This window comes from Bacillus sp. PSXD-155, assembly GCF_049310765.1.
In the GTDB taxonomy this organism is placed as follows: Bacteria; Bacillota; Bacilli; order Bacillales; family Bacillaceae_G; genus Bacillus_A; species Bacillus_A cereus.
This window is the reverse complement of the sequence record NZ_JBMOWC010000032.1, coordinates 1-24880: the sequence shown is the minus strand read 5'-3', so window position 1 is coordinate 24880 and position 24880 is coordinate 1. Positions and strand designations below refer to the sequence as shown.

Genomic DNA, 24880 nt, shown 5'->3' with positions numbered 1-24880 from the left:
TTTCATACTCACGGCTTTAAAGGGAGGGATTTCGTGACACATTTGCTAGAGACGAAAAATCTTAGCGTATCTTTTGGTGAACATCATGTTATTAAAGATGTAAATTTAACTGTCCAAAAAGGAAAGCTCATTTCTATTATCGGGCCAAATGGTGCGGGGAAGACAACATTATTTAATTTACTAAGTGGACAGATTTCACCCACAACAGGTGAAGTGTATTTTAAAGGGCAAGATATTACAAAACTATCGATTTCAGATCGAACACGCTTAGGAATCGGTCGCTCTTTTCAGCTTACAAACATATTCCCAGAATTAACGGTACTTGAAAATGTCCGTTTAAGTGTTCAATCATTCGTACAAGATTACTATAGTTTTTTCCCGAGTTCAGCAAAATTAAAGCAACAAGTTGGAGAGGCGAGACGTTTCTTAAAAACAGTATTACTTCACGAGAAAGAGAACGTATTAGCGAAAGATTTGGCACATGGAGAGAAAAGAAAGCTAGAACTTGCGATGTTATTAGCTTTAAAAACGGATGTGTTATTACTTGATGAGCCGACGGCAGGTATTTCGGTTGAAGAGGTCCCTGCTATATTACAAGTGATTGAAAATATTAAGAAACATCCAGAGAGCACAATTGTACTTATCGAACACAAAATGGATATGATACTAGGTTTGTCAGATCATCTTATCGTTTTATTTCATGGAGAGTTATTGGCTGAAGGATTGCCAGAAGAAATTATGAAAGATGAGCGTGTACAAAGTGCTTATTTAGGGGGATTATATAGTGGCACTATTACAAGTGAATAATATAGAAACGTATTTAGATCAGTTTCATATTTTGCAAGGAGTATCTCTTGCTGTTGAGAAAGGGACGATTACTGTACTGTTTGGTAGAAATGGGGCAGGGAAAACAACGACATTACGTTCAGTGATGGGGTTTCACCGCATTGCAGATGGTGAAATTTATTATGATAGTGCAAAAGTAAGTGGATTACCTACACATTTAATTTCAAGGAAAGGAATAGGGTATGTACCAGAAAATCAAGGTATTTTTCATGATTTGACAGTAGAAGAAACATTCGCTCTTGCTAGGGGAAAAGGTGAGGAAGTAGAAGGGAAAATAGAGTGGATGCTGGAACTATTTCCGGATTTAAAGCAGTTTTGGAATAAGAAAAGTGGGCTCTTGAGCGGAGGGCAAAAGCAAATGTTGGCTATTTCAAGAGCGTTTATTAATAGTGATGGATTATTACTTATTGATGAACCGAGCAAAGGGCTATCCCCGATAATGGTGGAGAAATTAATGGTAGCTATTTTGAAGATGAAAGAGAAAACAACAGTTTTACTTGTTGAGCAAAATTTTATGATGGCTAGTCAAATTGGCGATTATTTTTACATTATGGATAACGGACGAATTGTTCATAACGGTTTTATGAATGAATTAAAAAAGGATAAGGAAATGTGTCATAAATATTTAGGAATCTCTTAACATGAATCCGAGGTGAAAAGGATGGATGTGTTAATCAATTTATTTGTAAATGGGATTTCAACAGGGATGCTCATTTTTTTGTTAGCATCAGGTCTTTCACTTATTTTCGGTCTAATGAGCGTTTTAAACTTTGCACACGGTGGTTTATTTGCATGGGGAGCATTTACAGGTGTTTGGTTATTTAATATGACAGGAAGTTATATATTAGCTTTAGTTGGAGCAGTAGCCATGGGAATGTTCCTAGGATTTATTTTAGAAAGGTTTCTTATTAGACCGGTATATGGAAATCATGTTCGACAGCTGCTCGTTACGCTTGGAGGAATGCTCGTTCTTAGTGAGTGTATTAAAATATTTTGGGGGCCAAACCCTATTAGTGCAAAATTACCGTTATGGTTACAAGGAAGTTTTACATTCGGAGGTATTATATTAATTAAATATCGTCTATTTGTTATTTTGATTGGGATAATTATTTACATTGCACTACTACTATTACTCAAAAAGACGAAGATAGGTCTTATGATCCGTGCAGGTGTAATGGATAAAGAAATGGTTCAAGCGCTTGGTATTAATGTAAAAGCGATATTTTCTTTCGTCTTTTTATTAGGAGCAGGGATGGCAGCTTTGGGAGGATTCTTATTAGCACCGTATTCGGGCGTTATTTTCGCCGAGATGGGCATGCAGTATGCAATTTTAGCTTTTATAGTAGTAATTATCGGTGGATTAGGAAGCGTACAAGGTTCAGCTATTGCTTCTTTAATTGTTGGATTAGCTGGTGCTTTTACAGCGTATTTTATACCAGATTTATCACTTGCAATTAATATGTTAATGTTACTATTTTTCTTAATAGTGAAGCCAACTGGACTTGTTGGTGAAAAGGGGTGAAATGGTGAACAACACATCGGACCGAATTAAAGTATACTTCGGAGTATGTATGCTCATTTGTTTAAGTGTATTTCCGTTCGTAAATGATTCACGGAGCCTGTTAATTTTGTTCACTCAAATCTTCATCTTTGCTATTTTTGCAATGAGTTTTGATGTATTGCTTGGGTATACAGGAATTGTATCGTTCGGTCATTGTATGTTCTTTGGGATAGGAGCATATGGGGTAGCGCTTTTATTTGATCGACAAGGCGTATCAATAACGAACTTTTTAATTGGAATAGTAGCTGCAATTATCATTTCAGCAATCGTTAGTTATATAATTGGTTTACTTTCTTTACGGCTGAAAAGTCATTTTTATGCGATGTTAACACTTGCTATTTCACAGTTGTTTTTCGTCCTTGCTGAAAAATGGCGTGGGCTCACTCACGGAGGAGATGGTTTTACATTTGGTGTACCAGACGTATTCCGTGATCGTTTTACGTTTTATTATGTAACACTTATATGTTTACTTATCATTTTTGTTCTCTTACGTCTTTTCACCAAATCTTCTATTGGAAAAGTATTAAAAGCAATTTCACAAAATGAGCAACGTGTTGAAGCACTAGGATATAAAGTGCTTCATTATAAAATTATTGCTAGCATTGTTGCAGGAGTAGTAGCTGCGATTAGCGGTGGTTTATTTGTTATTACATTACGCTTTGTCAATACGACTGTATTTTCAATTGAAATGACACTAAATGCACTCTTAATGACAATGATTGGAGGAGTCGGAACATTAATTGGAGCTATTGCTGGGTCTGGGATTATTGAATCACTAAAATATTATTTATCAGAACTAGCGACGGAATATCCGATTTTTGAAAGATGGACGATTATTCTAGGTTTATTGTATATTATCGTGCTACTCGTTTTTCCGAAAGGATTGGTTGGGACGGTTAAGAAATTGAAGAGTTTTAAAAGGAATAAGAAGGAGAAAAGTACAGAAGTGGAGCAAAACGTGTGAAAAATCAATTGTATACAAAATAAAAATCCCTCTTTTATATTCGTTAAAGAGGGATTTTTATTTTGAAAAAAGTATGTAATCAAAGTCATTTTATTAACCAAATAGTTCATCAGGGATTTGTTTAAAAGAGTTTTGATTTGTAAAAAAATGAACAGCTAATTTCTCAATTGGAACATCTTCAATTGGTACCAATTTATCATTTTTAATCGGTAAAAAAGCTATTCCTTTTCCATCATCAATAAACGCTTCCATAAGCGAATAAGAATCCAACTGTTGAAGTTGTTGCTGAGATAGATTATTTTCTTTTAGAAATTGTATTGTCTTATTCCTAAAAGGGCACTTTTTGTCATTGCTAACGAAGAAAATTTCTTTTGAATAATCAATGGTACATTTTTCTTTCGCTTTTAATAAGCCTACAGAAATTGAGGTTGTGAACACTTTTTTAAACGATGCGTCAGGATAATCCTCATAAGTTATGACCATATCAACTTTTTGTTGCTGCAGTAATTTTTGCAAATGACTACTACTTTCTACATATATTTGATAATTTCTGAAATTTACTTTAATACGCTTACTTAAATAATTTGTCAAAATAGATTGTGACGTCGCTATTATATAAGAAGAACCACTCGTTTTAATTTCATCTTTTACTTCTTCTAATAGAGTTAATATTTTATTCGTGTAATCTAATAAAATGTCACCAGCAGGTAACAAGGAAACACCTTTGTTATCTCTATGTAGTAAAGGTGTTTCTAACTCTTGTTCTAATTTTTTAATTCGCTCAGTTACGTTCGGTTGAACATATCCTAACTCTTTAGCAGCTTTACTAATAGAACCCTCACTGGCTACAGTTTTGAATATAATAAGATCATTTATTTCCAAGTATCTCAGCCCCTTATGCACTATCATTATAAATGATACCAAACATAATTTATACCTATTTTACGTTAGCCACTTATCGATTTATCATAATGTATATAAGATTGAAAGTGAGTGATAAACATGATTGGAATGCAATATAAGGTCATTCTTCCAAAGGATTATGACATGGAGATTATTAAGAAAAGGGTAAAGGATAATGGCTATAAAACTGATGGTTTCCAAGAACTAAATTTTAAAGCTTATTTAATTACGGAAACGGAGAAAAACGGGAATTTTTATAACTGCTATGCACCTTTATATATTTGGAATGGTCATGAAGGGATGAATAAATTTATCTTTGAAGGGTATTACGATAACATTTTACAATCTTTTGGATGGCAACAAATACATATAGGTGTTCCATTAGTGGTTAATCTAAGTGATGGATTTAAGAAAAGTAGATATGTTGTTGAATATGCAGGAAGTATTTCTCAAAGTAAAACGTTGATTGGGACTCAATTAAACATGATGAATGAAGATGTACAAAACAACGAAAAGTGTTTAGGGAATGTAATCGTTTATAATCCGGATAAATGGGGATATAGTAGGTTTGAGTTTTATGAAGAGAAGCCTGATATTGTAGTAAATAAGGGTGTTACAGTATATGAGATTTTACACATTTCACGATGAAATTTTGTTGTATATTAAAAATAAGAAAAGGAATGAAAGTCTATGCCTTTTGTGAAGATTTATTATTCTGAAAACACATTAAATGAAGAAGAGTTGGAAAAAATGGGTGAATGTATCCATCTTTCATTAATTGAACATTTTAACATCCCTGAAAATGATTATTTTCAAATGTTCTTACCTTACCAACAAAACAAATTTTTATATAATCCATATTATTTGTTGGAAAGAGGAGAAAAGAGAACAGAGAATATGATTTATGTTTCTATTACATGTGGACCGGGAAGAACGGTGCAACAGAAAAAAGATTTGTATCAATCGGTATCCTTAAAAATCACGGAATATTCCGACGTTAAAACTTCGGATATTTTTATTACACTAAATGAGACAGCTGCTGAAAACTGGTCATTTGGTCAAGGGATAGCACAAATGGTGAAAATAAAGGGAGAAAAAAATGAAAAATGAACTTATTGAAGTACATATTAAAAAGAAAATGAGAGAAATGTCACCTGCATTTGCTCATTATAGTGAAAAGATATTATTTGAGGAAGTGTGGCGGGATGCCACTTTAACATTAAGAGAAAGAAGTTTGTGTACTGTGTCAGCACTAATCAGTCTCGGTAATACAGAACAATTACAATTTCATCTGAAGCTAGCTAAACAAAATGGGGTTATGGAGAATGAATTGGTTGCATTAATAACACATATGGCTTTTTACGTTGGTTGGCCAAAAGCTATGGCAGCTTTAAATATAGTAATGAATGAAATGAAAAGTTAAGAATAATGATAAGTAAGAATTCATGTTTATATGAATTCTTACTTATCATTATTTATGCAATACTCTATCGCTATATTTATTACATTTTATCTTGCTTTTTTATCACTTGCGTAGTAAAGTGATAGTAAGATGAACGCTAGGAAGTGATGAAACATGCGTGATAATACGATAGGATCATTAATATGGTTACGTTTAATACGATTTACGAACCAAAGTAATCAAATGTCAAATGAGTTTTTAAAACGTTTTGATTTAACGACAGCTCAATTTGATGTGCTTTTGCAAATACGTACGTATCAACCACTCACACAAATGGAGTTAGCTGAAAAGGTAACTGTTACACAAGGTGGCATTTCTCGAATGTTAACTCGTCTTGAAAAAGAAGGATATATTGTACGAAAACAAGATTGGAAAACGAAAACAATTAGTCTTACAGAGCAAGGAGAAGCTGCTTTAGAGAGAGCATTGCCAGAGCAACTTGCATTTCAATCTTCGTTTTTTGATGATGTATTAAATGAAGAAGAGCAGAAAATATTATACGAGCTGATGACGAAAGTTCATAAGCATAGCGAAAAAAAAGAATTACCGCAAGAGTAATTTTTTTTACCTCATCAATTGACTAATCAAGTGATGAGGTAGGTAATACGGAGATATACTTGACTTACCAACGTTTTTAGAAGAAAAACTAATACTACATTATTAAAGGGGAGAGTAACTATGGAAAAATACCGTATAGATACAAGAAAAGGAATTGAGTTTGGGTTATATTCAATTGGCGATCATGTTTTAAATCCACATAATGGGGAGAAAATTACGCCAGAAAAAAGAATTCACGAACTAATTGAAACAGCTAAGTTAGCAGATGAGGCAGGGCTTGATGTGTTTGCTGTAGGCGAAAGTCATCAAACGCATTTTACAACGCAAGCTCATACAGTTATTTTAGGTGCGGTCGCGCAAGCTACGAAAAATATAAAAATTGCAAGTTCCGCAACGATATTAAGTACATCTGACCCAGTTCGAGTATATGAGGATTTCGCTACCATTGACTTGATTTCTAATGGTCGTGCTGAAATCGTAGCTGGTCGTGGATCTCGTATTGGAGGATATAGTTTACTTGGTTATGATGTGAATGATTATGAAGAGTTATTTGAAGAGAAGATGGATCTTTTATTAAAAATTAATAAAGAGGAACATGTAACATGGAATGGGCAGTTCAGAGCACCACTTGAGCATGCTTCAGTTATCCCTAGAGCTAAAAATAATAACCTGCCAATTTGGCGTGCGGTTGGTGGACCGCCAGCTAGTGCAATTAAAGCAGGACGTGCAGGTGTGCCAATGATGATAACAACACTTGGTGGTCCAGCAATTAACTTTAAAGTGTCAGTAGATGCTTACCGCGAGGCTGCTCAGCAAAGTGGATTTGATCCAGCTAGTTTACCAGTTGCGACAACGAGTTTATTTTATACGGCAAAAAATTCACAAGATGCACTTAGTGAATATTACCCTCACATTAATGCTGGTATGCTTACACTGCGCGGTGGTGGGTATCCGAAACAGCAATTTACAAATGCAATAGATTACCGCGATGCTTTAATGATTGGTAGCCCACAACAAATCATTGAGAAAATGCTTTACCAATATGAATTGTTTGGCCAACAACGCTTTATGGCACAAATTGATTTTGGCGGTGTACCATTTGATAAAATTGAGAAAAATATTGAATTAATTGCTACTGAAATATTACCAGCCGTTAGAAAACATACAGCAAAATAAATAAAAAAACTGGGAGTCTAATTGACTCTCAGTTTTTTTATTTGTTATGGAAAAATGACAAAAAAATGAACTTTTAGTCGAGGGAGAGGGAAGTTATTTTCTATTTTTGAATAACATTATTTCGAGTTTGAATTTTGAAAATACATTTTTCTCTTGACAAAAAATAAGCATTTATCGAGGGTAGTTTCGAGGACATTTTTTCGGTTGAAAGTCAAGTGTATGAAGAAAAAACGATTGTTTTATAGATATAAAAGTAAGCCGTATATTGAAAAAACACATTTTGCTAATGAAAAAAATCTGATTCAAAAAAATGACAAAAGACATATTTCAGACAAAATGATGTCAATAATACGTCAAAAATAACCTGAATTTACTATGCAGGTATATTATACAATTCGATTAACGAATAAAACACTACAGAAATAGTGAAAAGGTAAAAAATAGCATTACAATAGTTTGAAAAACTGAAACTTCATATTTTTCGACAATACATACAAAATGTTTTTGTCTTTTCGTATTTCTTAATAATTGAGTTTGATAAGATTGCTCAATTAACTTTTATTATAAAAACTATGAAGGAAGTGATTTTAGTATGGAAACGCTCGAATTGGCACGAATACAGTTCGCATCAACAACGATTTTCCATTACTTTTTTGTTCCGCTGTCAATTGGTTTAGCTTTTATTATTGCGATCATGCAAACGTTGTATGTGGTAAAAGGGCAAGAAGTATATAAGAAGATGGCAAAGTTTTGGACGCAATTATTCCTTATTAACTTTGCAGTAGGTGTAGTAACAGGTATTTTACAAGAATTTCAGTTTGGTATGAACTGGTCAACGTATTCACGTTTTGTAGGTGATGTATTTGGTCCCTCGCTTGCAATTGAAGGATTACTGGCATTTTTCATTGAGTCTACATTCCTAGGTTTATGGGTATTCGGTGAGGATAAATTACCGAAGCGAATTCACTTAATGTGTATTTGGCTCCTTTCAATTGGAACGATGTTATCAGCATTCTGGATTTTAACTGCAAGTGCATTTATGCAGTCACCTGTCGGGTATGAAATGGCAGCTGATGGTCGTGCACAAATGAATGATTTCTTAGCCATTATTCAAAACCCACAACTATGGGTACAATTCCCGCATACAATTACAGCAGCAATTGCAACAGGTGCATTCTTTATTGCGGGTGTAAGTGCATGGAAAATTACAAAAGGACAAGAAACTGTAGTATTTAAAAAATCTTTCCGCATTTCTATCATTGTTGGAACAATTACAACGGCGCTTGTATTATTCTTCGGTCATGCACAAGCGCAACAATTAATTAAGACACATCCAATGAAGATGGCGGCAGCTGAAGCGCTATGGAATACAAGTGAGGATCCAGCGCCATTTACAGTATTTTCGAAAATTGATACAGAGAAGAAAGAAAATTCGTTTGAAATTCAAATCCCTTATATGCTAAGTCTATTATCGTATGATAAGTTTAGCGGTCAAGTTGAAGGGATGAATCAAATTCAAAAACAATATGAAGAAAAATATGGACCTGGAGATTATATTCCTCCAGTGCATACAATGTTTTGGAGTTTTAGAGCGATGGTAATGAGTGGAACATTCATGCTTCTTCTAGGAGCTTACGGATGGTTCTTATCAAGAAAAGATCGTTTAGCTGAAAAAACGTGGTATTTAAAATTAATGGTGTATGCAATTTCTCTTCCATTCATCGGTAATACAGTAGGGTGGATTATGACTGAAATGGGTCGTCAACCTTGGGTTGTATTTGGTGTAATGAAAACAGAAGATGCTGTATCACCAAATGTAACATTCGGTGAAGTATTATTCTCACTTATTTCATTCACATCAATGTATTTAATTATGGGTGGAATTTGTGTGTACTTATTTGTTCGTACCATTAAGGGCCACAAGAATAAGAAAACGAAAAAGGATTATCAAAGCCATGATCCATTTGATAAGGAGGAAGAGTATGTTATCTCTTAATGAGTTATGGTTTTTAGTTATTGCAATCTTATTTGTTGGATTCTTCGTACTGGAAGGTTTCGACTTTGGGGTAGGAATGGTTTCGAGGTTTTTAGGAAACAATGATTTTGAAAAACGAGTTTACTTAAATACAATAGGACCGTTCTGGCACGCGAATGAAGTATGGCTTGTTTGTGCTGGTGGAGCCATGTTTGCGGCATTTCCGCACTGGTATGCAACTTTATTTAGTGGTTTTTATATTCCGTTTGTATTTATGCTTCTTGCTTTAATTTTAAGAGGTGTTTCCTTTAAATTTCGTGCGAAAATAGATAATCATAAATGGAAGAGTGCGTGGGATTGGGGGATGTTTATTGGAAGTATGTTACCTCCTATCCTTTGGGGAGTTGCGATTGCAAACTTTATGGTAGGTGTACCTATTGATGAGAGTAAAAATGTTGTAGGTGGATTCCTGCAATTACTTCATCCATTTGCGTTACTTGGGGGAGTAATGTTTCTCCTACTATGTATTGTTCACGGATTACAATTTCTTACGATACGTACAACTGGTAAATTGAGAGAACGTGCACGAAATGCTGCAATAAAAATTGCACCATTTTCATTAATTACACTTCTTGTTTTTGCTGGTGTGGGGTTATGGAAAACCGACATTTTCACTGCTCATGGAACAGAATGGATTATGGTACCAATCGGAGCTTTTGTAGCACTATTAGTGTCCACGTTATTAAATAAAAGAAGAAGAGATGGTTGGGCTTTCTTTATGACGAGTTTAACAATCATTTTACTAAGTGCGAGTGTATTTATCGGTATGTTCCCACGTGTTATGATTAGCTCTTTAGGAGCAATGAATGATTTGACAATTTACAACGCAGCATCAGGAGCTTATGCATTAAAACTTATGACTTACTTTGCGATTGCTATTTTGCCTTTCGTTATCGGAAGTCAAATATGGAGTTATTATGTATTTAGACAACCTGTTAAGTCAGACAACGATTTGGAGTACTAATGAAAAGAAAAAGAGGACTTCCGTCTTATCCCGGTAGCCGTATTTTATATGTAGCGTTAACGATTATTAGTATTTTAGAAGCTTTTAGTATTATTGCGCAAACAATCTTTTTAGCACGAGCTATTACGTTTTTATTTCATGGAGAGACAGTACAAACAATATTAAGTGAAATTGTTTATTTTGGTATCGCGTTTGCAGCGCGTAACATAGTAGTTCGAACATCACAAATATTAGTGGAACGTTTTGCCGAAAAAACAGGGTCGTTACTAAGAAAACAATTGATAGAGGCATATTTCACATTAGGTCCAAGGTATGTTCAAACTGTTGGAACGGGTCATCTGGTTACCTTATCAATTGAGGGGATTGAGAAATTTAAAACATATATTGAATTAACGATTCCTAAAATGATTAGAAGTAGTATCGTTCCAGGTCTAATTGTACTATATGTTTTTACGCTAGATATTGAGTCTGGAATCATTTTAGTTGTAACGATTCCTATCGTGATTATATTTATGATTCTTCTCGGATTAGCAGCGCAAAAAATGGCAGATAGTCAGTATGAGATATATCGTGTACTTTCGAACCATTTTGTAGATACGTTAAAAGGTTTAGAAACATTAAAGTATTTAGGGAAAAGTGAACAGCACGAAGGAAAGATTGAAAAAGTAAGTAAAAGATATAGAAAAGCAACGATGCGTACTTTGCGAGTTGCTTTTCTTTCTTCTTTTGCATTAGATTTCTTTACGAGTTTATCAATCGCGTTTGTGGCAGTTGGATTAGGGATACGTTTAATAGATGAAACGATTATACTATTACCAGCCCTTACAATTTTGATTTTAGCTCCGGAATATTTTCTGCCGATTAAACAAGTGGGAGCAAATTATCATGCGACATTAGATGGACAAATTGCGATGGAGCAAATAGAAGAGATTTTGCAACAACAAAAAGGAATACAAAAGAAAGATTTAAATGAAGATATAGTATGGAATGCCTCTAGTAGCTTGAAATTACAAGATATCAAAGTTAATAATGCTGAATCTGAAAAGGCTATATTAGAAGGGATTAATTTTACTTGGGAAGGTAACGGTGCTATTGGTGTTATTGGTGAAAGTGGTGCAGGGAAATCGACGTTAATCGACGTATTAGCAGGTTTTTTATCTCCTTCGAGTGGAAAGATGTTAGTAAATGGTGTAGAAGTTGATGGATCTACTCGTGAAGATTGGCAAAAAAATATTGCTTATATTCCGCAGCAACCCTATATATTTCCGCTTTCATTAAAGGATAATATTCGTTTTTATGAAACAAATGCAACAGATGAAGAAGTTGAAAGAGTTATTAATGAAGTCGGCCTTCGTTCACTCGTTACATCACTTCCAAATGGGATGCACGAAAGAATTGGAGAAGGTGGACGTATGCTAAGTGGCGGACAAGAACAGCGTGTTGCTATGGCGCGTGCGCTTTTAAGTAAAAAACCAATCATTTTATTAGATGAGCCTACGGCACATCTTGATATTGAAACCGAATTTGAAATAAAGCAAGCGATGTTACGTCTATTTAATGGAAAGTTAGTATTTTTAGCAACTCACCGTCTACATTGGATGAAACAAATGGACCATATCCTTATTTTAAATAAAGGGGAAATGAAAGAAAGTGGGACGTATGAAGAACTTTTAGAGAATGAGACATTACATTTTCATAGGGAAGAGAGGGGAGAGAAATGAGTAACTGGGTTAAACCTTATATAAAACAAAATAAAGGTAGAATGACTTTAACTATTTTCCTTGGTCTTCTTGGAGTTAGTTCAGGAGCGATGTTACTTTTTATTTCAGGTTATTTAATCTCAAAATCTGCCCTTAGACCAGAAAATGTAATGGCTGTATATGTTCCTATTGTTGCAACAAGAGCGTTTAGTATAGGGCAAGCTGTGTTTCATTATATAGAGCGCTTAGTCGGACATGATGTCGTACTACGTATATTAGAAAAAATGAGAACGAAGCTATATAGAATAGTAGAACCACAGGCGTTATTTTTCCGTTCTCGATTTCAAACGGGTGATATGTTAGGAGTGTTATCCGAAGATATAGAGCATTTGCAAAACCTATATTTACGTACAATATTTCCTAGTATATTAGCGCTAGTTGTTTATAGTATCTTCGTACTTGTTATCGGTGCATTTGACCTTGTGTTTGCACTTATTGTAGGTTGTATGTTAGCTATTATCGTGTTTCTTCTTCCATTTGTATCATTACTTTTGATGAAGAAACACCATGTTACTTTAAAGCAAGGCAGAAGCCGTTTGTATCAACAACTGACAGATGCTGTTTTTGGATTATCTGATTGGCAAGCAAGTGGTCGTAAAGATGAATTTATTAATGAGTATGTAAAACAAAATGATCAGTTGTTAAAAATCGAAAAGAGAGTGAAACGCTGGTATCATATTCGGGACAGTATCATTCAATTAGTAGTAGGTATTGTAGTTATTTCGATGATCATATGGACTGGGAATGGAGCGGCAAGTGAACAAATTGCTCCTACAGTTATCGCAGCTTTCGTATTAATGACTTTATCTGTAACGAACGCGCTTATTCCTATTGCAGATGCCATCGATCGAATACCGTCGTACGTAGAATCTACCCATCGTCTTAATGGCGTAGAAAGTGATAGTGTTTTACATGATGAAACGGATTTGCATGGAGAGAAAGATTATATTGAACCAAAACATGTAGATATTGAACTGAATCACGTATCGTATAGTTATCCAGATAGTAATGAGATTGTATTAAAAGATGTATCATTACAAATAAAAGCAGGGAAGAAAATTGCTATTTTAGGGAGAAGTGGGACAGGGAAATCTACTTTACTAAAATTGTTAACAGGGGCGTTAAGCCCAGTAAATGGCCAAGTTGTATTGAATGGTGAACGAGCTCATACGAATCTTTTATCTAAATATATTTCTGTATTAAATCAAAAGCCGCATTTGTTTGATACGACAATTGGAAATAATGTACGAATTGGCAAACCAGAGGCGACGGATGAAGAGATATGGAAAGCTTTAGAGAAAGCACAACTAGCTTCACATGTTACTTCTCTTCCAGACGGATTACAAACAAAAATGCATGAAATGGGAAAGCGGTTTTCTGGTGGGGAAAGACAAAGAGTTGCTTTTGCTAGAACTCTTATGCAAGAAACACCAATTATTGTACTTGATGAACCGACTATCGGTTTAGATCCAAAAACAGAATTGTCTTTAATTGAAACTATGTTTTCTGCAACGGAAGAAAAGACGGTTATTTGGATTACGCACCATCTTGTAGGAATAGAACATGTAGACGAAGTTATATTCCTTGATCGTGGCCAAATTGTCATGCAAGGTAGTCATAAACAACTTCTGAAAGAAAATGAAAAGTATCGTAAACTTTATGAGTTAGATAAAGGAATATAATTTGAATAAGCAATAATTGTAAAAATAGCTACGCCTAATGGTGAAGCTATTTTTTTGTTAGATTGCAGGTGTATATGATTGTTACGAATTAAAAATGAATTTCATATTATACATATAATGGAGGGATGTGCATGAAGGAGCAATATAAAATCATTGTTTTAAGTGATGAATTATCAGGGGATAGGATTCGAAATACATTAGACAAAAATAAATGTAAAACAATAGTTCATGTTATAGACGTTTCAGATGTTGTTCGAATAGAAAATTCTTTTCAATATATAGTCATTTGGAGAGTGGACGCAGAAAAACTTACAAATGACTTGATAAATAGGGGCGTGCAAAGTTCAAAAATTATTAATTTAACAAAATACATGTATGAATGGAAGGATAAATTAATTTCTATCTATCAAATAAATCCGGATCTTATGTCTTTATACATTTCTATAAAAAAAGCAAAGAGTGATCCGACGTATGAATTGTTTGCTACCGGTTTGTCTTATCCACATTGTGGCATAAGTACGGAGCTCCTCTCAAAAAAGTCAATAAAATTAACACTTCCATCTCAAGATCTATACTATGATTATTTAATAGCGTCACAAATTCTATCAAACACTCATTCATTTCAATATTGTTTAATAGGAATAGCCTATTTCTCGTTTTACTTTGACATGTCGTTATCCTCTGAAGCATATAGAATTCACAAAGTATATTATCCATTGTTTCAAGATGGTCATCATACTGTAGTTCATTCTCCTCTACCCACTGATGGATTCTTACATCTAAATACTCCGAAACCACTTCTTTCTATTTTTAATTTGCATTTTGAATATATTTTATTAGACGAACTAAAAGATGAATCATTGATACTGCCTTGGATAAACGCTGAATGGAATATCATTCCACTTCACATTCCTTTTGAAGAACACGGGAAAATAAGAGCAGCTTCACATGCTAAATTGGTGTATCCTCATACTTTAGTTGAAAATAAAATGATTTTTAAGAAATATTTAGAATTACTGTTGAAAAACGATATAAAGCCATTAATTGTTGTGTTCCCCGTTACTTCACATTATTTCAATTGTAGTAGTAAGAAATTAAAAGAAGATTTTTATAAAGTTATAAATGAGTTTCAAACTCAATATTCTTTTCAAATCATAGATCTATTTGATTCGCCATTATTTTGTGAGGATGATTTTTATGATAGTGATCATATGAATAAAAAAGGTGCAAATAAAATGTCCGCGTTATTAAATATGTTTATTCAGGAACGAAAAGTATGATATTTTGTTTCGTGTTTGCATAAAAGTATATAGGCTCCATACAGTTAAAGTAATGTGATTTTTGTGTCGCGTATATAAATAGTATGCGAAGAGGTGAGAGAGTTAAAATGAGAACTCGTATTGAAAGAACTGAAGAGGTGGTAGAGCAACTTCCATTGGTAAGTGTATTAATTCCTACGTATAATCGTCCTCACTACTTTGAAAAGGCTTTATGTAGTGTGTTAGAACAAACGTACCCTAATATAGAAATTATAGTTGGAGATGACAGCACGAATGACGAAACAGAAAAGATGTTACAAAAATATTTATGTAATCATTCAAATATTATTTATATAAAAAACAGATCAACTCTCGGACAGTTTGAAAATGCGTTAATGTTATTTCATGAAGCGAATGGTGAGTATATAAATTTTTTAATGGATGATGATATATTTCATGTGAATAAAATTGAAAAGATGATGAAGTACTTTTTCAATGATCTAGATAATGAAATTAAGCTAGTAACATCTCATCGTCAAGTAATTGATGATAAAGGGAAAGAACTACGACATATTTATTCAACTGTCCGTTTATTTGAAGAGGATACGATTATAGAGGGGACAGAATTAGGAAATAAGGTAATTGTGGATCAAAAAAATTATATTGGAGAACCGACAACAGTTTTATTTCGTAAAAATGATTTGCAAGAACCGTATGGGATTTTTGATAAGAGGCGGTATTTATGTAACGTAGATATAGCTTCATGGTTATCTTTATTAAGTAAAGGAAAAGCAGTATATATAGCAGAAACACTTAGTTACTTTCGATTACATCCAGATCAACAGTTAAATGAATCTAATAAAATGATGGATGGGTTAGAAGATTTTTCACACAGTATTATAGCAGGAGAACAATATGGTTTCTTATCCACCGAAAAAGAGTTAGACAAAGCGGTAACTAATTTTCTAGATTATGCAAGAAGGATAGTTCCATCATCCATATTATATACATTAGACTATTACCAAAAAATTAGAGCGAAGAAAATAAACATAGAAAAGAAAAAACAACATATAAATAATAATTCTTCTTTACCGAAAGTAAGTATACTTATTCCTGCGTACAATAGACCTTATTACTTGGAATTAGCGCTCAACAGTGCTCTGAATCAAACATATGAAAATATAGAAATTATTATTTCTGACGACAGTACAAATAATGAAGTCAATGCTATGATTCAACCGTACTTACGTGAATATGAGTGTATTACATATGTTAAAAATGAAACGCCGTTAGTTGCCGAAAACTTTAATAAGTGTGTAGAACTTGCGGATGGGAACTATATAAACTTTTTATTAGATGATGATTTATTTCATCATGAAAAGATCGAGAGAATGATGCAATACTTTTTGACGTTAGAAAATATTTCATTTGTGACGTCATATCGTGAACTGATTGATGAGAATGGAGAGATATTACCACCTTCAACATTAAATATGAAAATCGCGAAAGAAACTACACTTTTTGAAGGAAAAGAATTAGGGAATTATATGTTAAAAAACTTGAAAAATGTAGTTGGTGAGCCGACAACTGTTTTGTTTAATCGGAATTTGTTTGACGGGAAGTTTGGATATTTTAAAGGAAAGGCTTATTCTGCTATTAATGACATTGCAACTTGGCTAGATATGATGAGGAAAGGAAAAGTAGTTTATATACAAGAACCTCTTAGTTATTTTAGACAACATAGTGGACAAAATCAAAAACAAATGCATTTTATTTTAATGACAATTGAAGAGTGGGTTGAATTAATTATAGATGCATATAATAGTGGATTTTTAAGTTCCGAAAGTGAGTATAAAGAGAGTTTATCTTATTGTTTAGAAAATGCAGGATTTATAGTTAAGGATGCAGTAAGAAATGGCGAACTAGATCAAATTTATAATGAAAAGATAAAAAAAGGATTAAACAAGTTAGTTGCTCATATGTTCGAGAAAGAATCTTGTTATTGTCAATATTGCAATCAACAATTTGAAAAATTTTCACCTTGGCCAGCACATTATGATTTTCCGAAATATAAATTTGAGATGTGGAATAAAGATACAGGGATATGTCCAGTTTGTAATTCGATGGATCGTGAAAGATTGTATCGTGCGTACATTGAAACGGAAACGGACTTGTTAAATAGAAACTATACAATGCTTCATATTGCACCTGAAGCGAAGTTAAGAGATTGGTTTAACGAGTATAAAAATATTACGTATGTATGTGGTGACTTAGAACCAAAGGATCCATTAATGAAGGAAATTGATGTTACAAGGATTACATATGATAGTAATACTTTTGATGTAATATTATGTAGTCATGTGTTAGAACACGTTCCTGATGATGACAAAGCAATGCGAGAGTTATATAGAGTGTTAAAGCCAAATGGATGGGGAATTATTCAAGTACCAATCGTAATGAATGTAGATTTTATTGTAGAGAATGAATTAATTGTAACACCACAATTGAGGAAACTAGCTTTTGGTCAAGAAGATCATGTGAGAATTTATAATCAATCGGGATTTATTCAACGATTAATGAATGCAGGATTTAAGGTAGAATTATATAACATAGCGGAAAAACAAGGAATGAAAAGTGCTAGGAAATTTGGATTATCTGAAACAGATATGCTCTATATTGTCCGAAAATGATAGGAAGGAATAGATAGATATGGAGAATATTCCTTTTTTACGTGCTTCAACTGTACCTGTAAGTGAGTATTTGGACGAATTGAAGGAAATTGATACATCTCACATATATACGAATTATGGACCTATAAATCAACGTTTTGAGGAAACAATTATGTCAGCGTTTTTTCAAAACAGGGGAGCTGTTACAACAGTAGCAAACGCAACGTTAGGGTTAATGGCGGCTATTCAACTAAAGAAAAGAAGAAAGGGAAAGTATGCTCTCATGCCTAGCTTTACATTCCCTGCGACTGCCTTAGCCGCTATTTGGTGTGGATTGGAACCTTACTTTATTGATATTTCAATAGATGATTGGTATATGGATAAAACGGTACTTTTGGATAAGATAGAAGAATTAAAAGAAGAGGTTGCGATTGTTGTCCCGTACGCCACCTTTGGATCATGGATGAACTTAGAAGAATATGAAGAATTAGAGAAGAAGGGGATTCCGGTTGTCGTAGATGCGGCGCCGGGATTTGGATTAATGAATGGAGGGATGCATTACGGTCAAGATTTTAGTGGAATGATCGTATATAGCTTTCATGCAACAAAGCCGTTCGGAATTGGTGAAGGAGGGCTCATATATAGTAAAAACGAAGAAGATATACAACGTATTAAAAGAATGGGGAATTTCGGATTTGATAAAAATCGTGAATGCACGATGATGGGGTTTAATTGTAAAATGTCTGAATACGCAGCAGCTATTGGGATTGCGACTATAAAAAAGTGGGATCAAAAATTAAAAGAACGCACCCGTATTTCTGAATGGTATAAACAGTTGTTACAAAATACTGGGTTAATGAAAAAAGGGTGGAAAGTCCAAAAGACAGAAGCAGTTATTCACCAATTTATGCCTATCATTTGTCCAGAAGAAGTTCGCAACATACAAGTAATAGAAGAACTGAAAAAACAGAAAATAGAAGCTAGATTATACTTTTCACCATCTTGCCACCAACAAGTTCTTTTTAAAAACTATAAGTCTACAGATTTAACAAAAACGAATAAAATAGCAAAACGAATCGTAAGTTTACCTTTATGGGAAGGAATGACGAAAGAACTAGTAGAGCAAATTGTAATCTGTTTAGAGCAGAAGGTGGTGTCGGTAGATGAATAGTTTTTATAGTCAAGAAGAACTAAAGAAAATTGGATTTTTATCTGTTGGGAAAAATGTATTGGTTAGTAAAAAAGCAAGTATATATAATCCGAGTGCTATATCAGTTGGCAATCATGTAAGAATTGATGATTTTTGCATTTTAAGTGGTAAAATCACAATTGGAAGTTATTCGCACATCTCGGCGTATACAGCGTTATATGGAGGGGAAATTGGGATTGAAATGCATGACTTTGCAAACATTTCAGCTAAAACAATCGTATATGCAGTACTTGATGATTTCAGTGGAAATACATTAATGGGGCCAACCGTCCCGAATCAATATAGGAATGTGAAAGTAGGAAAAGTTATTTTTAAAAAACATGTGATTATTGGTGCTAATTCTATTATTTTTCCAAATGTAACTGTAGGAGAAGGTACGGCAGTCGGCGCGATGAGTATGGTAAAAGAGAGTTTAGATGATTGGTATATTTACGCTGGAGTTCCCGTAAGGAAAGTAAAACCTCGTCAAAAAAAGATGCTAGAGTTGGAAATTGATTTTTTAAAAAGCATTCATTCTTAATAAAAAAGAATGAATGCTTTTTATTTTTATCTCGCTATTTGCCGGGCAGTAAGACTTCACCTCAAAATTCAGCGAAAGCAAAGAAATTAGGTGGGAGCTGATTAAAGTTTCACTTTATGATAGAGCAGAGTGTATCTTAACTTATTATGTTTTAAATTTTGCTGACCAAGGCAATACTGAGCCATAGTGAATGTAAAGTTGGAGGGCGAGCGTATATGTTTGATGAGGATGGGATTGTTTTAATTATGGAACCAGCTGATGAAAGAAACTTGAGGAGATTTATTTTTTCAGTGCCACAGTCAGTGTATGAAAAGAAGGGGATTACATTACACTATGGAGCAGCTATAGGACAAGGATATATGGATATAATTGAAGATATTATAAGCGTACATATAGAAATAGATGTTGTAACAATAATAGGGCATGTAAGAGTATAAATAGCTATTTGAAAAAGGTTGTAAGCAATTTAGCTAGAAGTTATGATAGAGAAAATTATAGACAATTATAAAGACGAAGGGAGTCTGAAATGAAAATAAAATCAATTTTATTAGTATTTATAGTTTCAATTGGTTTAATGGGATGTTCAATAGTGGAGGAAGGAAAGAACTCCATAGATTATGCTCAAAAGGCGACAGACTATGTAAATGAAATAAGCGCATTTGCAAATGAAGCACCGGCATTAGCAGAGAAAGCTATTAACGATGGGACAGCTCGAAAAGAATTAGAAACGAAGCTGAATGAAATTAAACAAGATATACCAGCTTTCAATGAATTAACGCCACCAGATGTAGCGAAGGATCTTCATCAACAAATCGTTGGATATAATGAAAAGCTAAATTCGTTAATTGATACGTCTATGAAAAAGATAGAGGAAGGAAAAATGGACGTAGAGCAATTTAAAAACTCAGAGCTCATGCAGACGATAGATCAAGTTCGTGATTTGAAAGATAAGGTGCAAAATTTAGGTCAATAACAAAAAGCTCCGTTTGTAACAAACGGAGCTTTTTGTTATTGGATACAATAAACGATTACACCAACGATAATAATCATGTTGCCGATGAGTTTACGTTTCGTTATTTTTTCCCCTAGGAAATACCAACCGAAAATTAATATGATGATATAACTTAAGGATTCTAATGCTGATGCTTGTTTTAATTCCATGCCCTTCATGGCGATTACATTTAATCCAGCATTAAGTACAAATAAAGAGTAACCGATAATAACATAAGGATTCACATATTCTTTTATTCTAGAATCGTATTGTTGTAAAGTAGCTTTTTTTAATAATATTTGTGAGTAATTTGCTAAAATTATCCCGAAAATAAACAATAGCATATAACTATTCATCTTTTGTCACCACCACAATTCCGACGATAATAATAGCTGCACCAAGTAAATGATTCCACTGAATTGTATCTCCAAATAGAAATACTGACCAAAGCATTGACCATAGTATAATAATCCCTCGATGTGAATATGCTTTTGAAATTTCGAAATGTTTAATTACTTGTTGCCATAAAATTGCATATCCGAATAAAAGTATAACTAGTCCGAAATAAGCAACAAAAAATGAGATTGAAGCAATTGGAAATTGAGCTGCCCATTTCATGTAAACCATAATGATAGAATATATCAAAAAAGCTACATGTAAAAATACATAATTTTTAATAGTTGGTTTCATTTATTCACTCTCTTTTACATATAAATATCTATTTATATCTGTTTTTTTAATGATAGATATAGAAATATATTTTGTTTAATCTTTCACATTCCAAATTATATAGTATCATGGCTTTTATTGTAAAACAATAGAAGCCATGCATTCATTTTTTCCAAGATTCTACAATATGTATCGTTTTATTTGTTGCATCCAACTCTACTTGAACACCGAAAGGTATAGTAATCATTGGATGTGTATGACAACAATCGAAGTCAGCTAGAAAAGGAATTTTTTGATTTTGAAGTACTTCCAACAGTATTTCAAAAGGTTTTCGATTTGTACCACAATCATCAAATTGCTCATGTTTTCCAAGAATGATACCTGAAATTTTATCAAATACACCGTTAATTTTAAGGAATGAAAAGCTTCTTTCGATAGTAGCTGCATCTTTTGAACTGTCCTCAATAAAGAGAATATCGCCTTCTTGAATATGTGGCATATAGGGGCTAGCCCAAATTCCTTGTATCGTGTTTAAATTCCCGCCAATAATACGCCCAGTAGCTTTTCCTTCAATTACTGAAATCCAATTGTTTGGTCGAAGTTCTTTCTCCTTCGTCTTTTCTTCCCAATTAATAAATTCATCTGACCAAAATAATGGTTGTTTTATATGATAAGGAAGAGATTGATCATGTAGTAAAGTTTCTGCAAAATATTTGTATGTGCAGTTAACAAAAGGTTCAAATTCGCCAAAGGAAGGGACGAGAGCGGGCCCATAAAATGTAGGGATTCCTGTTTTAGCATAAATTCCTAGTAATAAAGCAGTTGCATCTGAATATCCAATCATTATTTTAGGGTTATTTAGAAAAGCGTCATAATCAATATAAGGTAATATTGAATTTGAATTCATCCCACCAATTGTTGACATAATACAAGAAATATTAGGGTTTCTTATCAAGGCATTTAGTTCATCAGCACGCTCTTGTATACTACCAGAACGATAAAAATCATATCGACCTGTTAATGAACCTTCTAATATACGAAACCCTTTCTGTTGAAAGTAAGATTTTGCTCGTTCAAATCTTTTTGGAGAAGTGTAGGTTACTGGTGAAGAAGGGGAGTAGATCCCAATTGTGTCTCCATATTTTAATGATTTTGGAAGTAGCATTTGTATGAATCCCTTCTATTAAATAGTTTATTTACAAGATTTTATTGTTGAATATTCTTATATTTCAGTATTATAAGTGTAACATAAACAAATTAAAATAATAATTCCTGTATATGAATAAATATACTTTTTACCTTGACTGTATAAAGGAATTGTTGTTAAGGTTAAATGTGAGTGTATAAAAGGTTTGCTAAAGGAGTTTTGAAATGAATCGGTTAAAATGGGGAAGGATGACAGTCCTATTAGTCATTATTTTAGGGATATGTTGGTTCTTATTCCAAGGAAATCAAAAGAGCGTAGCGAATGTAGAAGGACAACCTTTGCAAGTGGCAGAACTACCTAAAGCAGGATTTACTGAAAAAGTAGTCCCGCCAAAGTACATCCCACCAGAAATTAACGCAAAAGCGGCTATGATTATCGATGCGAGTGATGGAGATATTATTTATCAATATAATGAAAATGAAGCTTTTGCACCGGCTAGTATGTCTAAGATGATGACAGCGTATCTCCTACTAGAGAGTATACATAACGGGAAAGTTCGCTGGGAAGATCCAGTTAAAATGAGTGCGAAGGCGGCACAAACAGAGGGAGCGAGAATCCCAGTACAAGTTAATGACACATTAACTGTTAAAGATTTATATCATGCATTAATGATTGAGTCAGCTAATAATTCAGCTGTGGCTTTAGCAGAACATATGGCAAAATCGGAGAAAGATTTCGTTCAGCTTATGGATGCAAAAGCGAAACAGTTAAAAATGTCGGAACATGCTAAATTTGCAAATGCTTCTGGATTACAAGAGCCAGATGGAAGTGAAACAAAAATGACGGCTGCTGATGTAGCACAATTGGCGTATCATCTTATAAAAGATTATCCGGAAATATTAGAAGTGACTCACTTGCGTCAAAGTCAGCTAGCATTTAATAATATTAATGTTATAAGCACAAACGACATGTTAAACAAAAATAATAAAAGTTTATATATAGAAGGAATGGACGGACTAAAAACAGGATTTACAGATAGTGCAGGATATTGTTTTACTGGGACTGCCAAGCAAGGTGATAACAGAATTATTACAGTAGTCATGGGGACATCAAGTAAAACAAAACGTTTTACAGAGACAAATAAGTTAATGTCGTATGCATTTGGATTAGTTAATTAAGTAAGTAAAATACGAATCTAGATCGCTACATAAGTAAGACTGTTTGTTGTTACTAATTTTAGATAACAACAAACGGTCTTTTTATTTTAACTTTAAAAAGGAAAAAGATTCTAAATACAAGTGTTATCATTTGAGTTTATTTGTTGCTGTGATATTATAAAGTTATAAGCTTATTAATAATAAGTTTGAGGGGCGTAATATGACATATACATATGAAATAGCCTCAATTGAAAATTGGAGGGAATTATGATGGCAAAAGATTTTTACTCAGCAATTGAAGACAGAAGATCTATTTATGCAATTAGTAAAGAGCAAGTAGTTTCTGATGAAAAAATTCAAGAAGTGATTTATCATGCTGTAAAACATACACCTTCAGCTTTTAATTCTCAAAGTGCTCGCGTTGTTGTTTTATTAGGAGAACAACATGATAAATTATGGGATATTACGAAAGAAACATTAAGAAAAATTGTACCTGAAAATAACTTTGCACCTACTGAAGAAAAAATGAATGCATTTAAAAGTGGTTATGGAACGGTTTTATATTTTGAAGACAGTGAAGTTGTGGAAGGCCTTCAAGCAAACTTTGCATTATATAAAGATAATTTCCCAACTTGGTCTCAGCAATCATCAGGAATGTTACAATTTGCAATTTGGACAGCTTTAGAAATTGAAGGGTTTGGTGCTACGTTGCAGCATTACAATCCGCTAATTGATGAAGAAGTGAGAAAAGAGTGGGATGTTCCAGCAAATTGGAAGCTCACTGCGCAAATGCCATTTGGTAAACCGGTAGTACATGCTGGTGAAAAAGAATTCCAACCGTTAGAAAACCGTGTGAAAATTTATAAATAAAATAATTTGATAAAAGGTGAACAGGAATATAACCTGTTCACCTTTTTTATACGTAATAAGGGTTTTTTTGTCCAGCATTTTTCATCTGATTTTTTAATTCATTTTTACGTATTTCAATAGCTGATACTTTTTGTAATGTTATCATTGAAACGAATTGAATAAAAGCATAGTATGGCTCTATATTTTTTTGTATTGGATCATCTATTATATTTCTCACAAATATGCCTCCTCTTTTTATTCCAATAAAATTCCGCATTAATGGGTAGCCCGAGTAGTGAGGGTTAATAATTAGCGGGGGGATAAAACCTTTACTAATTAAAGTTTTATTATGATATATAATACTATGATTATCCTATAAATTTCATTATCGGAAAAGAAAACAGTTGGTATAGTGTGTGTTTTCTTTAAAGGAGAAATGGTTTTTATGAAATAAATCTTACAATTCGTCAAATTATTTCAAAATTGTAGATAGTATAG

26 protein-coding genes are annotated in these 24880 nt (G+C 33.4%); 21 read left to right on the top strand and 5 right to left on the bottom strand.

Annotated features, from left to right (window positions below):
• Positions 1-33: 33 nt before the first annotated feature.
• From ACO6VI_RS24670 to ACO6VI_RS24655, 4 genes are read left to right on the top strand one after another with little or no spacing between them, the layout of a single operon-like run.
• Complete coding sequence (locus ACO6VI_RS24670) at positions 34-807, top strand: ABC transporter ATP-binding protein (protein WP_000149328.1); 774 nt, start codon at positions 34-36, stop codon at positions 805-807.
• Entirely contained in the window at positions 785-1486 is a 702-nt protein-coding gene (locus ACO6VI_RS24665; protein WP_001196696.1) for an ABC transporter ATP-binding protein, read from the top strand. The genes ACO6VI_RS24670 and ACO6VI_RS24665 overlap by 23 nt, the downstream gene beginning before the upstream one ends.
• 21 nt (positions 1487-1507) lie before the next feature.
• Complete coding sequence (locus ACO6VI_RS24660; protein ID WP_000382787.1) at positions 1508-2368, top strand: branched-chain amino acid ABC transporter permease; 861 nt, start codon at positions 1508-1510, stop codon at positions 2366-2368.
• Positions 2369-2417: 49 nt separating this feature from the next.
• Positions 2418-3371 carry a branched-chain amino acid ABC transporter permease gene (locus tag ACO6VI_RS24655; RefSeq protein ID WP_003274156.1) on the top strand — a complete coding sequence of 318 codons (954 nt, stop codon included), beginning with the start codon at positions 2418-2420 and terminating at the stop codon, positions 3369-3371.
• A gap of 93 nt (positions 3372-3464) precedes the next feature.
• Here ACO6VI_RS24655 and ACO6VI_RS24650 read toward each other — a convergent pair whose 3' ends face one another.
• Entirely contained in the window at positions 3465-4253 is a 789-nt protein-coding gene (locus ACO6VI_RS24650) for a LysR family transcriptional regulator (RefSeq protein ID WP_063547076.1), read from the bottom strand.
• A gap of 120 nt (positions 4254-4373) precedes the next feature.
• On the opposite strand from ACO6VI_RS24650, the gene ACO6VI_RS24645 reads away from it, so the two are divergent.
• From ACO6VI_RS24645 to ACO6VI_RS24575, 15 genes are all read left to right on the top strand, one after another.
• A complete protein-coding gene (locus tag ACO6VI_RS24645; RefSeq protein ID WP_063547077.1) occupies positions 4374-4922 on the top strand; it encodes a DUF4865 family protein in 549 nt (182 codons plus the stop codon).
• A gap of 42 nt (positions 4923-4964) precedes the next feature.
• Positions 4965-5384, top strand: a complete 420-nt coding sequence (locus ACO6VI_RS24640) for a tautomerase family protein (RefSeq protein ID WP_001117237.1) — start codon at positions 4965-4967, stop codon at positions 5382-5384.
• A complete protein-coding gene (locus ACO6VI_RS24635) occupies positions 5374-5697 on the top strand; it encodes a carboxymuconolactone decarboxylase family protein (RefSeq protein ID WP_000787201.1) in 324 nt (107 codons plus the stop codon). The genes ACO6VI_RS24640 and ACO6VI_RS24635 overlap by 11 nt, the downstream gene beginning before the upstream one ends.
• Positions 5698-5850: 153 nt before the next feature.
• Positions 5851-6294 (top strand): MarR family winged helix-turn-helix transcriptional regulator, encoded by a 444-nt coding sequence (locus tag ACO6VI_RS24630; protein WP_001205523.1) that lies wholly within the window; start codon positions 5851-5853, stop codon positions 6292-6294.
• Between the two features lie 120 nt (positions 6295-6414).
• On the top strand, positions 6415-7470 hold the full coding sequence (locus tag ACO6VI_RS24625; protein WP_000417549.1) for an LLM class flavin-dependent oxidoreductase: 1056 nt from the start codon (positions 6415-6417) through the stop codon (positions 7468-7470).
• A 592-nt stretch (positions 7471-8062) separates the two neighbouring features.
• Positions 8063-9466 carry a cytochrome ubiquinol oxidase subunit I gene (gene cydA / locus ACO6VI_RS24620; protein WP_000448869.1) on the top strand — a complete coding sequence of 468 codons (1404 nt, stop codon included), beginning with the start codon at positions 8063-8065 and terminating at the stop codon, positions 9464-9466.
• On the top strand, positions 9453-10469 hold the full coding sequence (gene cydB, locus ACO6VI_RS24615) for a cytochrome d ubiquinol oxidase subunit II (protein WP_422424309.1): 1017 nt from the start codon (positions 9453-9455) through the stop codon (positions 10467-10469). Before cydA ends, cydB begins: the two co-directional genes overlap by 14 nt.
• Positions 10469-12190, top strand: a complete 1722-nt coding sequence (gene cydD / locus ACO6VI_RS24610; RefSeq protein WP_063547079.1) for a thiol reductant ABC exporter subunit CydD — start codon at positions 10469-10471, stop codon at positions 12188-12190. Before cydB ends, cydD begins: the two co-directional genes overlap by 1 nt.
• Positions 12187-13911: a thiol reductant ABC exporter subunit CydC gene (gene cydC / locus ACO6VI_RS24605; protein ID WP_000073638.1), complete on the top strand. Its 1725-nt coding sequence runs from the start codon at positions 12187-12189 to the stop codon at positions 13909-13911. Before cydD ends, cydC begins: the two co-directional genes overlap by 4 nt.
• A 131-nt stretch (positions 13912-14042) precedes the next feature.
• On the top strand, positions 14043-15191 hold the full coding sequence (locus ACO6VI_RS24600) for a hypothetical protein (RefSeq protein WP_063547080.1): 1149 nt from the start codon (positions 14043-14045) through the stop codon (positions 15189-15191).
• 107 nt (positions 15192-15298) lie between these two features.
• On the top strand, positions 15299-17860 hold the full coding sequence (locus ACO6VI_RS24595) for a glycosyltransferase (protein WP_063547081.1): 2562 nt from the start codon (positions 15299-15301) through the stop codon (positions 17858-17860).
• A 19-nt stretch (positions 17861-17879) separates the two neighbouring features.
• Positions 17880-19010 carry a DegT/DnrJ/EryC1/StrS family aminotransferase gene (locus ACO6VI_RS24590; protein WP_000427961.1) on the top strand — a complete coding sequence of 377 codons (1131 nt, stop codon included), beginning with the start codon at positions 17880-17882 and terminating at the stop codon, positions 19008-19010.
• Entirely contained in the window at positions 19003-19569 is a 567-nt protein-coding gene (locus tag ACO6VI_RS24585; RefSeq protein WP_001084183.1) for an acyltransferase, read from the top strand. The genes ACO6VI_RS24590 and ACO6VI_RS24585 overlap by 8 nt, the downstream gene beginning before the upstream one ends.
• A 215-nt stretch (positions 19570-19784) precedes the next feature.
• On the top strand, positions 19785-20006 hold the full coding sequence (locus ACO6VI_RS24580; protein WP_000459105.1) for a hypothetical protein: 222 nt from the start codon (positions 19785-19787) through the stop codon (positions 20004-20006).
• A gap of 89 nt (positions 20007-20095) precedes the next feature.
• Positions 20096-20542, top strand: coding sequence for a DUF6376 family protein (locus ACO6VI_RS24575; protein ID WP_000695205.1), 447 nt, complete (start codon positions 20096-20098; stop codon positions 20540-20542).
• A gap of 35 nt (positions 20543-20577) precedes the next feature.
• On the opposite strand, the gene ACO6VI_RS24570 is transcribed toward ACO6VI_RS24575, so the two are convergent.
• The 3 genes from ACO6VI_RS24570 to ACO6VI_RS24560 form a co-directional block, all read right to left on the bottom strand.
• Positions 20578-20916: an EamA family transporter gene (locus ACO6VI_RS24570; protein WP_001089874.1), complete on the bottom strand. Its 339-nt coding sequence runs from the start codon at positions 20914-20916 to the stop codon at positions 20578-20580.
• Complete coding sequence (locus tag ACO6VI_RS24565) at positions 20909-21250, bottom strand: EamA family transporter (RefSeq protein WP_000805130.1); 342 nt, start codon at positions 21248-21250, stop codon at positions 20909-20911. The genes ACO6VI_RS24570 and ACO6VI_RS24565 overlap by 8 nt, the downstream gene beginning before the upstream one ends.
• A 142-nt stretch (positions 21251-21392) precedes the next feature.
• Positions 21393-22394 (bottom strand): S66 family peptidase, encoded by a 1002-nt coding sequence (locus tag ACO6VI_RS24560; RefSeq protein ID WP_063547082.1) that lies wholly within the window; start codon positions 22392-22394, stop codon positions 21393-21395.
• Positions 22395-22600: 206 nt separating this feature from the next.
• Between ACO6VI_RS24560 and ACO6VI_RS24555 the strand changes: the two genes are divergently transcribed.
• Together ACO6VI_RS24555 and ACO6VI_RS24550 are read left to right on the top strand one after the other, a co-directional pair.
• Positions 22601-23554, top strand: coding sequence for a D-alanyl-D-alanine carboxypeptidase family protein (locus tag ACO6VI_RS24555; RefSeq protein ID WP_001080878.1), 954 nt, complete (start codon positions 22601-22603; stop codon positions 23552-23554).
• A gap of 246 nt (positions 23555-23800) precedes the next feature.
• Entirely contained in the window at positions 23801-24403 is a 603-nt protein-coding gene (locus ACO6VI_RS24550; protein WP_002093949.1) for a nitroreductase family protein, read from the top strand.
• Between the two features lie 46 nt (positions 24404-24449).
• Here ACO6VI_RS24550 and ACO6VI_RS24545 read toward each other — a convergent pair whose 3' ends face one another.
• Entirely contained in the window at positions 24450-24620 is a 171-nt protein-coding gene (locus ACO6VI_RS24545) for a hypothetical protein (RefSeq protein ID WP_001244281.1), read from the bottom strand.
• Positions 24621-24880: the final 260 nt, after the last annotated feature.

Bases quoted from the DNA above. Each gene is read 5' to 3' on its own strand.
- ACO6VI_RS24660 (WP_000382787.1), top strand. From the start codon at position 1,508: ATGGATGTGTTAATCAATTTATTTGTAAATGGGATTTCAACAGGGATG.
- ACO6VI_RS24655 (WP_003274156.1), top strand. From the start codon at position 2,418: ATGCTCATTTGTTTAAGTGTATTTCCGTTCGTAAATGATTCACGGAGC.
- ACO6VI_RS24645 (WP_063547077.1), top strand. From the start codon at position 4,374: ATGATTGGAATGCAATATAAGGTCATTCTTCCAAAGGATTATGACATG.
- ACO6VI_RS24640 (WP_001117237.1), top strand. From the start codon at position 4,965: ATGCCTTTTGTGAAGATTTATTATTCTGAAAACACATTAAATGAAGAA.
- ACO6VI_RS24635 (WP_000787201.1), top strand. From the start codon at position 5,374: ATGAAAAATGAACTTATTGAAGTACATATTAAAAAGAAAATGAGAGAA.
- ACO6VI_RS24630 (WP_001205523.1), top strand. From the start codon at position 5,851: ATGCGTGATAATACGATAGGATCATTAATATGGTTACGTTTAATACGA.
- ACO6VI_RS24625 (WP_000417549.1), top strand. From the start codon at position 6,415: ATGGAAAAATACCGTATAGATACAAGAAAAGGAATTGAGTTTGGGTTA.
- cydA (WP_000448869.1), top strand. From the start codon at position 8,063: ATGGAAACGCTCGAATTGGCACGAATACAGTTCGCATCAACAACGATT.
- cydB (WP_422424309.1), top strand. From the start codon at position 9,453: ATGTTATCTCTTAATGAGTTATGGTTTTTAGTTATTGCAATCTTATTT.
- cydD (WP_063547079.1), top strand. From the start codon at position 10,469: ATGAAAAGAAAAAGAGGACTTCCGTCTTATCCCGGTAGCCGTATTTTA.
- cydC (WP_000073638.1), top strand. From the start codon at position 12,187: ATGAGTAACTGGGTTAAACCTTATATAAAACAAAATAAAGGTAGAATG.
- ACO6VI_RS24600 (WP_063547080.1), top strand. From the start codon at position 14,043: ATGAAGGAGCAATATAAAATCATTGTTTTAAGTGATGAATTATCAGGG.
- ACO6VI_RS24595 (WP_063547081.1), top strand. From the start codon at position 15,299: ATGAGAACTCGTATTGAAAGAACTGAAGAGGTGGTAGAGCAACTTCCA.
- ACO6VI_RS24590 (WP_000427961.1), top strand. From the start codon at position 17,880: ATGGAGAATATTCCTTTTTTACGTGCTTCAACTGTACCTGTAAGTGAG.
- ACO6VI_RS24585 (WP_001084183.1), top strand. From the start codon at position 19,003: ATGAATAGTTTTTATAGTCAAGAAGAACTAAAGAAAATTGGATTTTTA.
- ACO6VI_RS24580 (WP_000459105.1), top strand. From the start codon at position 19,785: ATGTTTGATGAGGATGGGATTGTTTTAATTATGGAACCAGCTGATGAA.
- ACO6VI_RS24575 (WP_000695205.1), top strand. From the start codon at position 20,096: ATGAAAATAAAATCAATTTTATTAGTATTTATAGTTTCAATTGGTTTA.
- ACO6VI_RS24570 (WP_001089874.1), bottom strand. From the start codon at position 20,916: ATGAATAGTTATATGCTATTGTTTATTTTCGGGATAATTTTAGCAAAT.
- ACO6VI_RS24565 (WP_000805130.1), bottom strand. From the start codon at position 21,250: ATGAAACCAACTATTAAAAATTATGTATTTTTACATGTAGCTTTTTTG.
- ACO6VI_RS24560 (WP_063547082.1), bottom strand. From the start codon at position 22,394: ATGCTACTTCCAAAATCATTAAAATATGGAGACACAATTGGGATCTAC.
- ACO6VI_RS24555 (WP_001080878.1), top strand. From the start codon at position 22,601: ATGAATCGGTTAAAATGGGGAAGGATGACAGTCCTATTAGTCATTATT.
- ACO6VI_RS24550 (WP_002093949.1), top strand. From the start codon at position 23,801: ATGATGGCAAAAGATTTTTACTCAGCAATTGAAGACAGAAGATCTATT.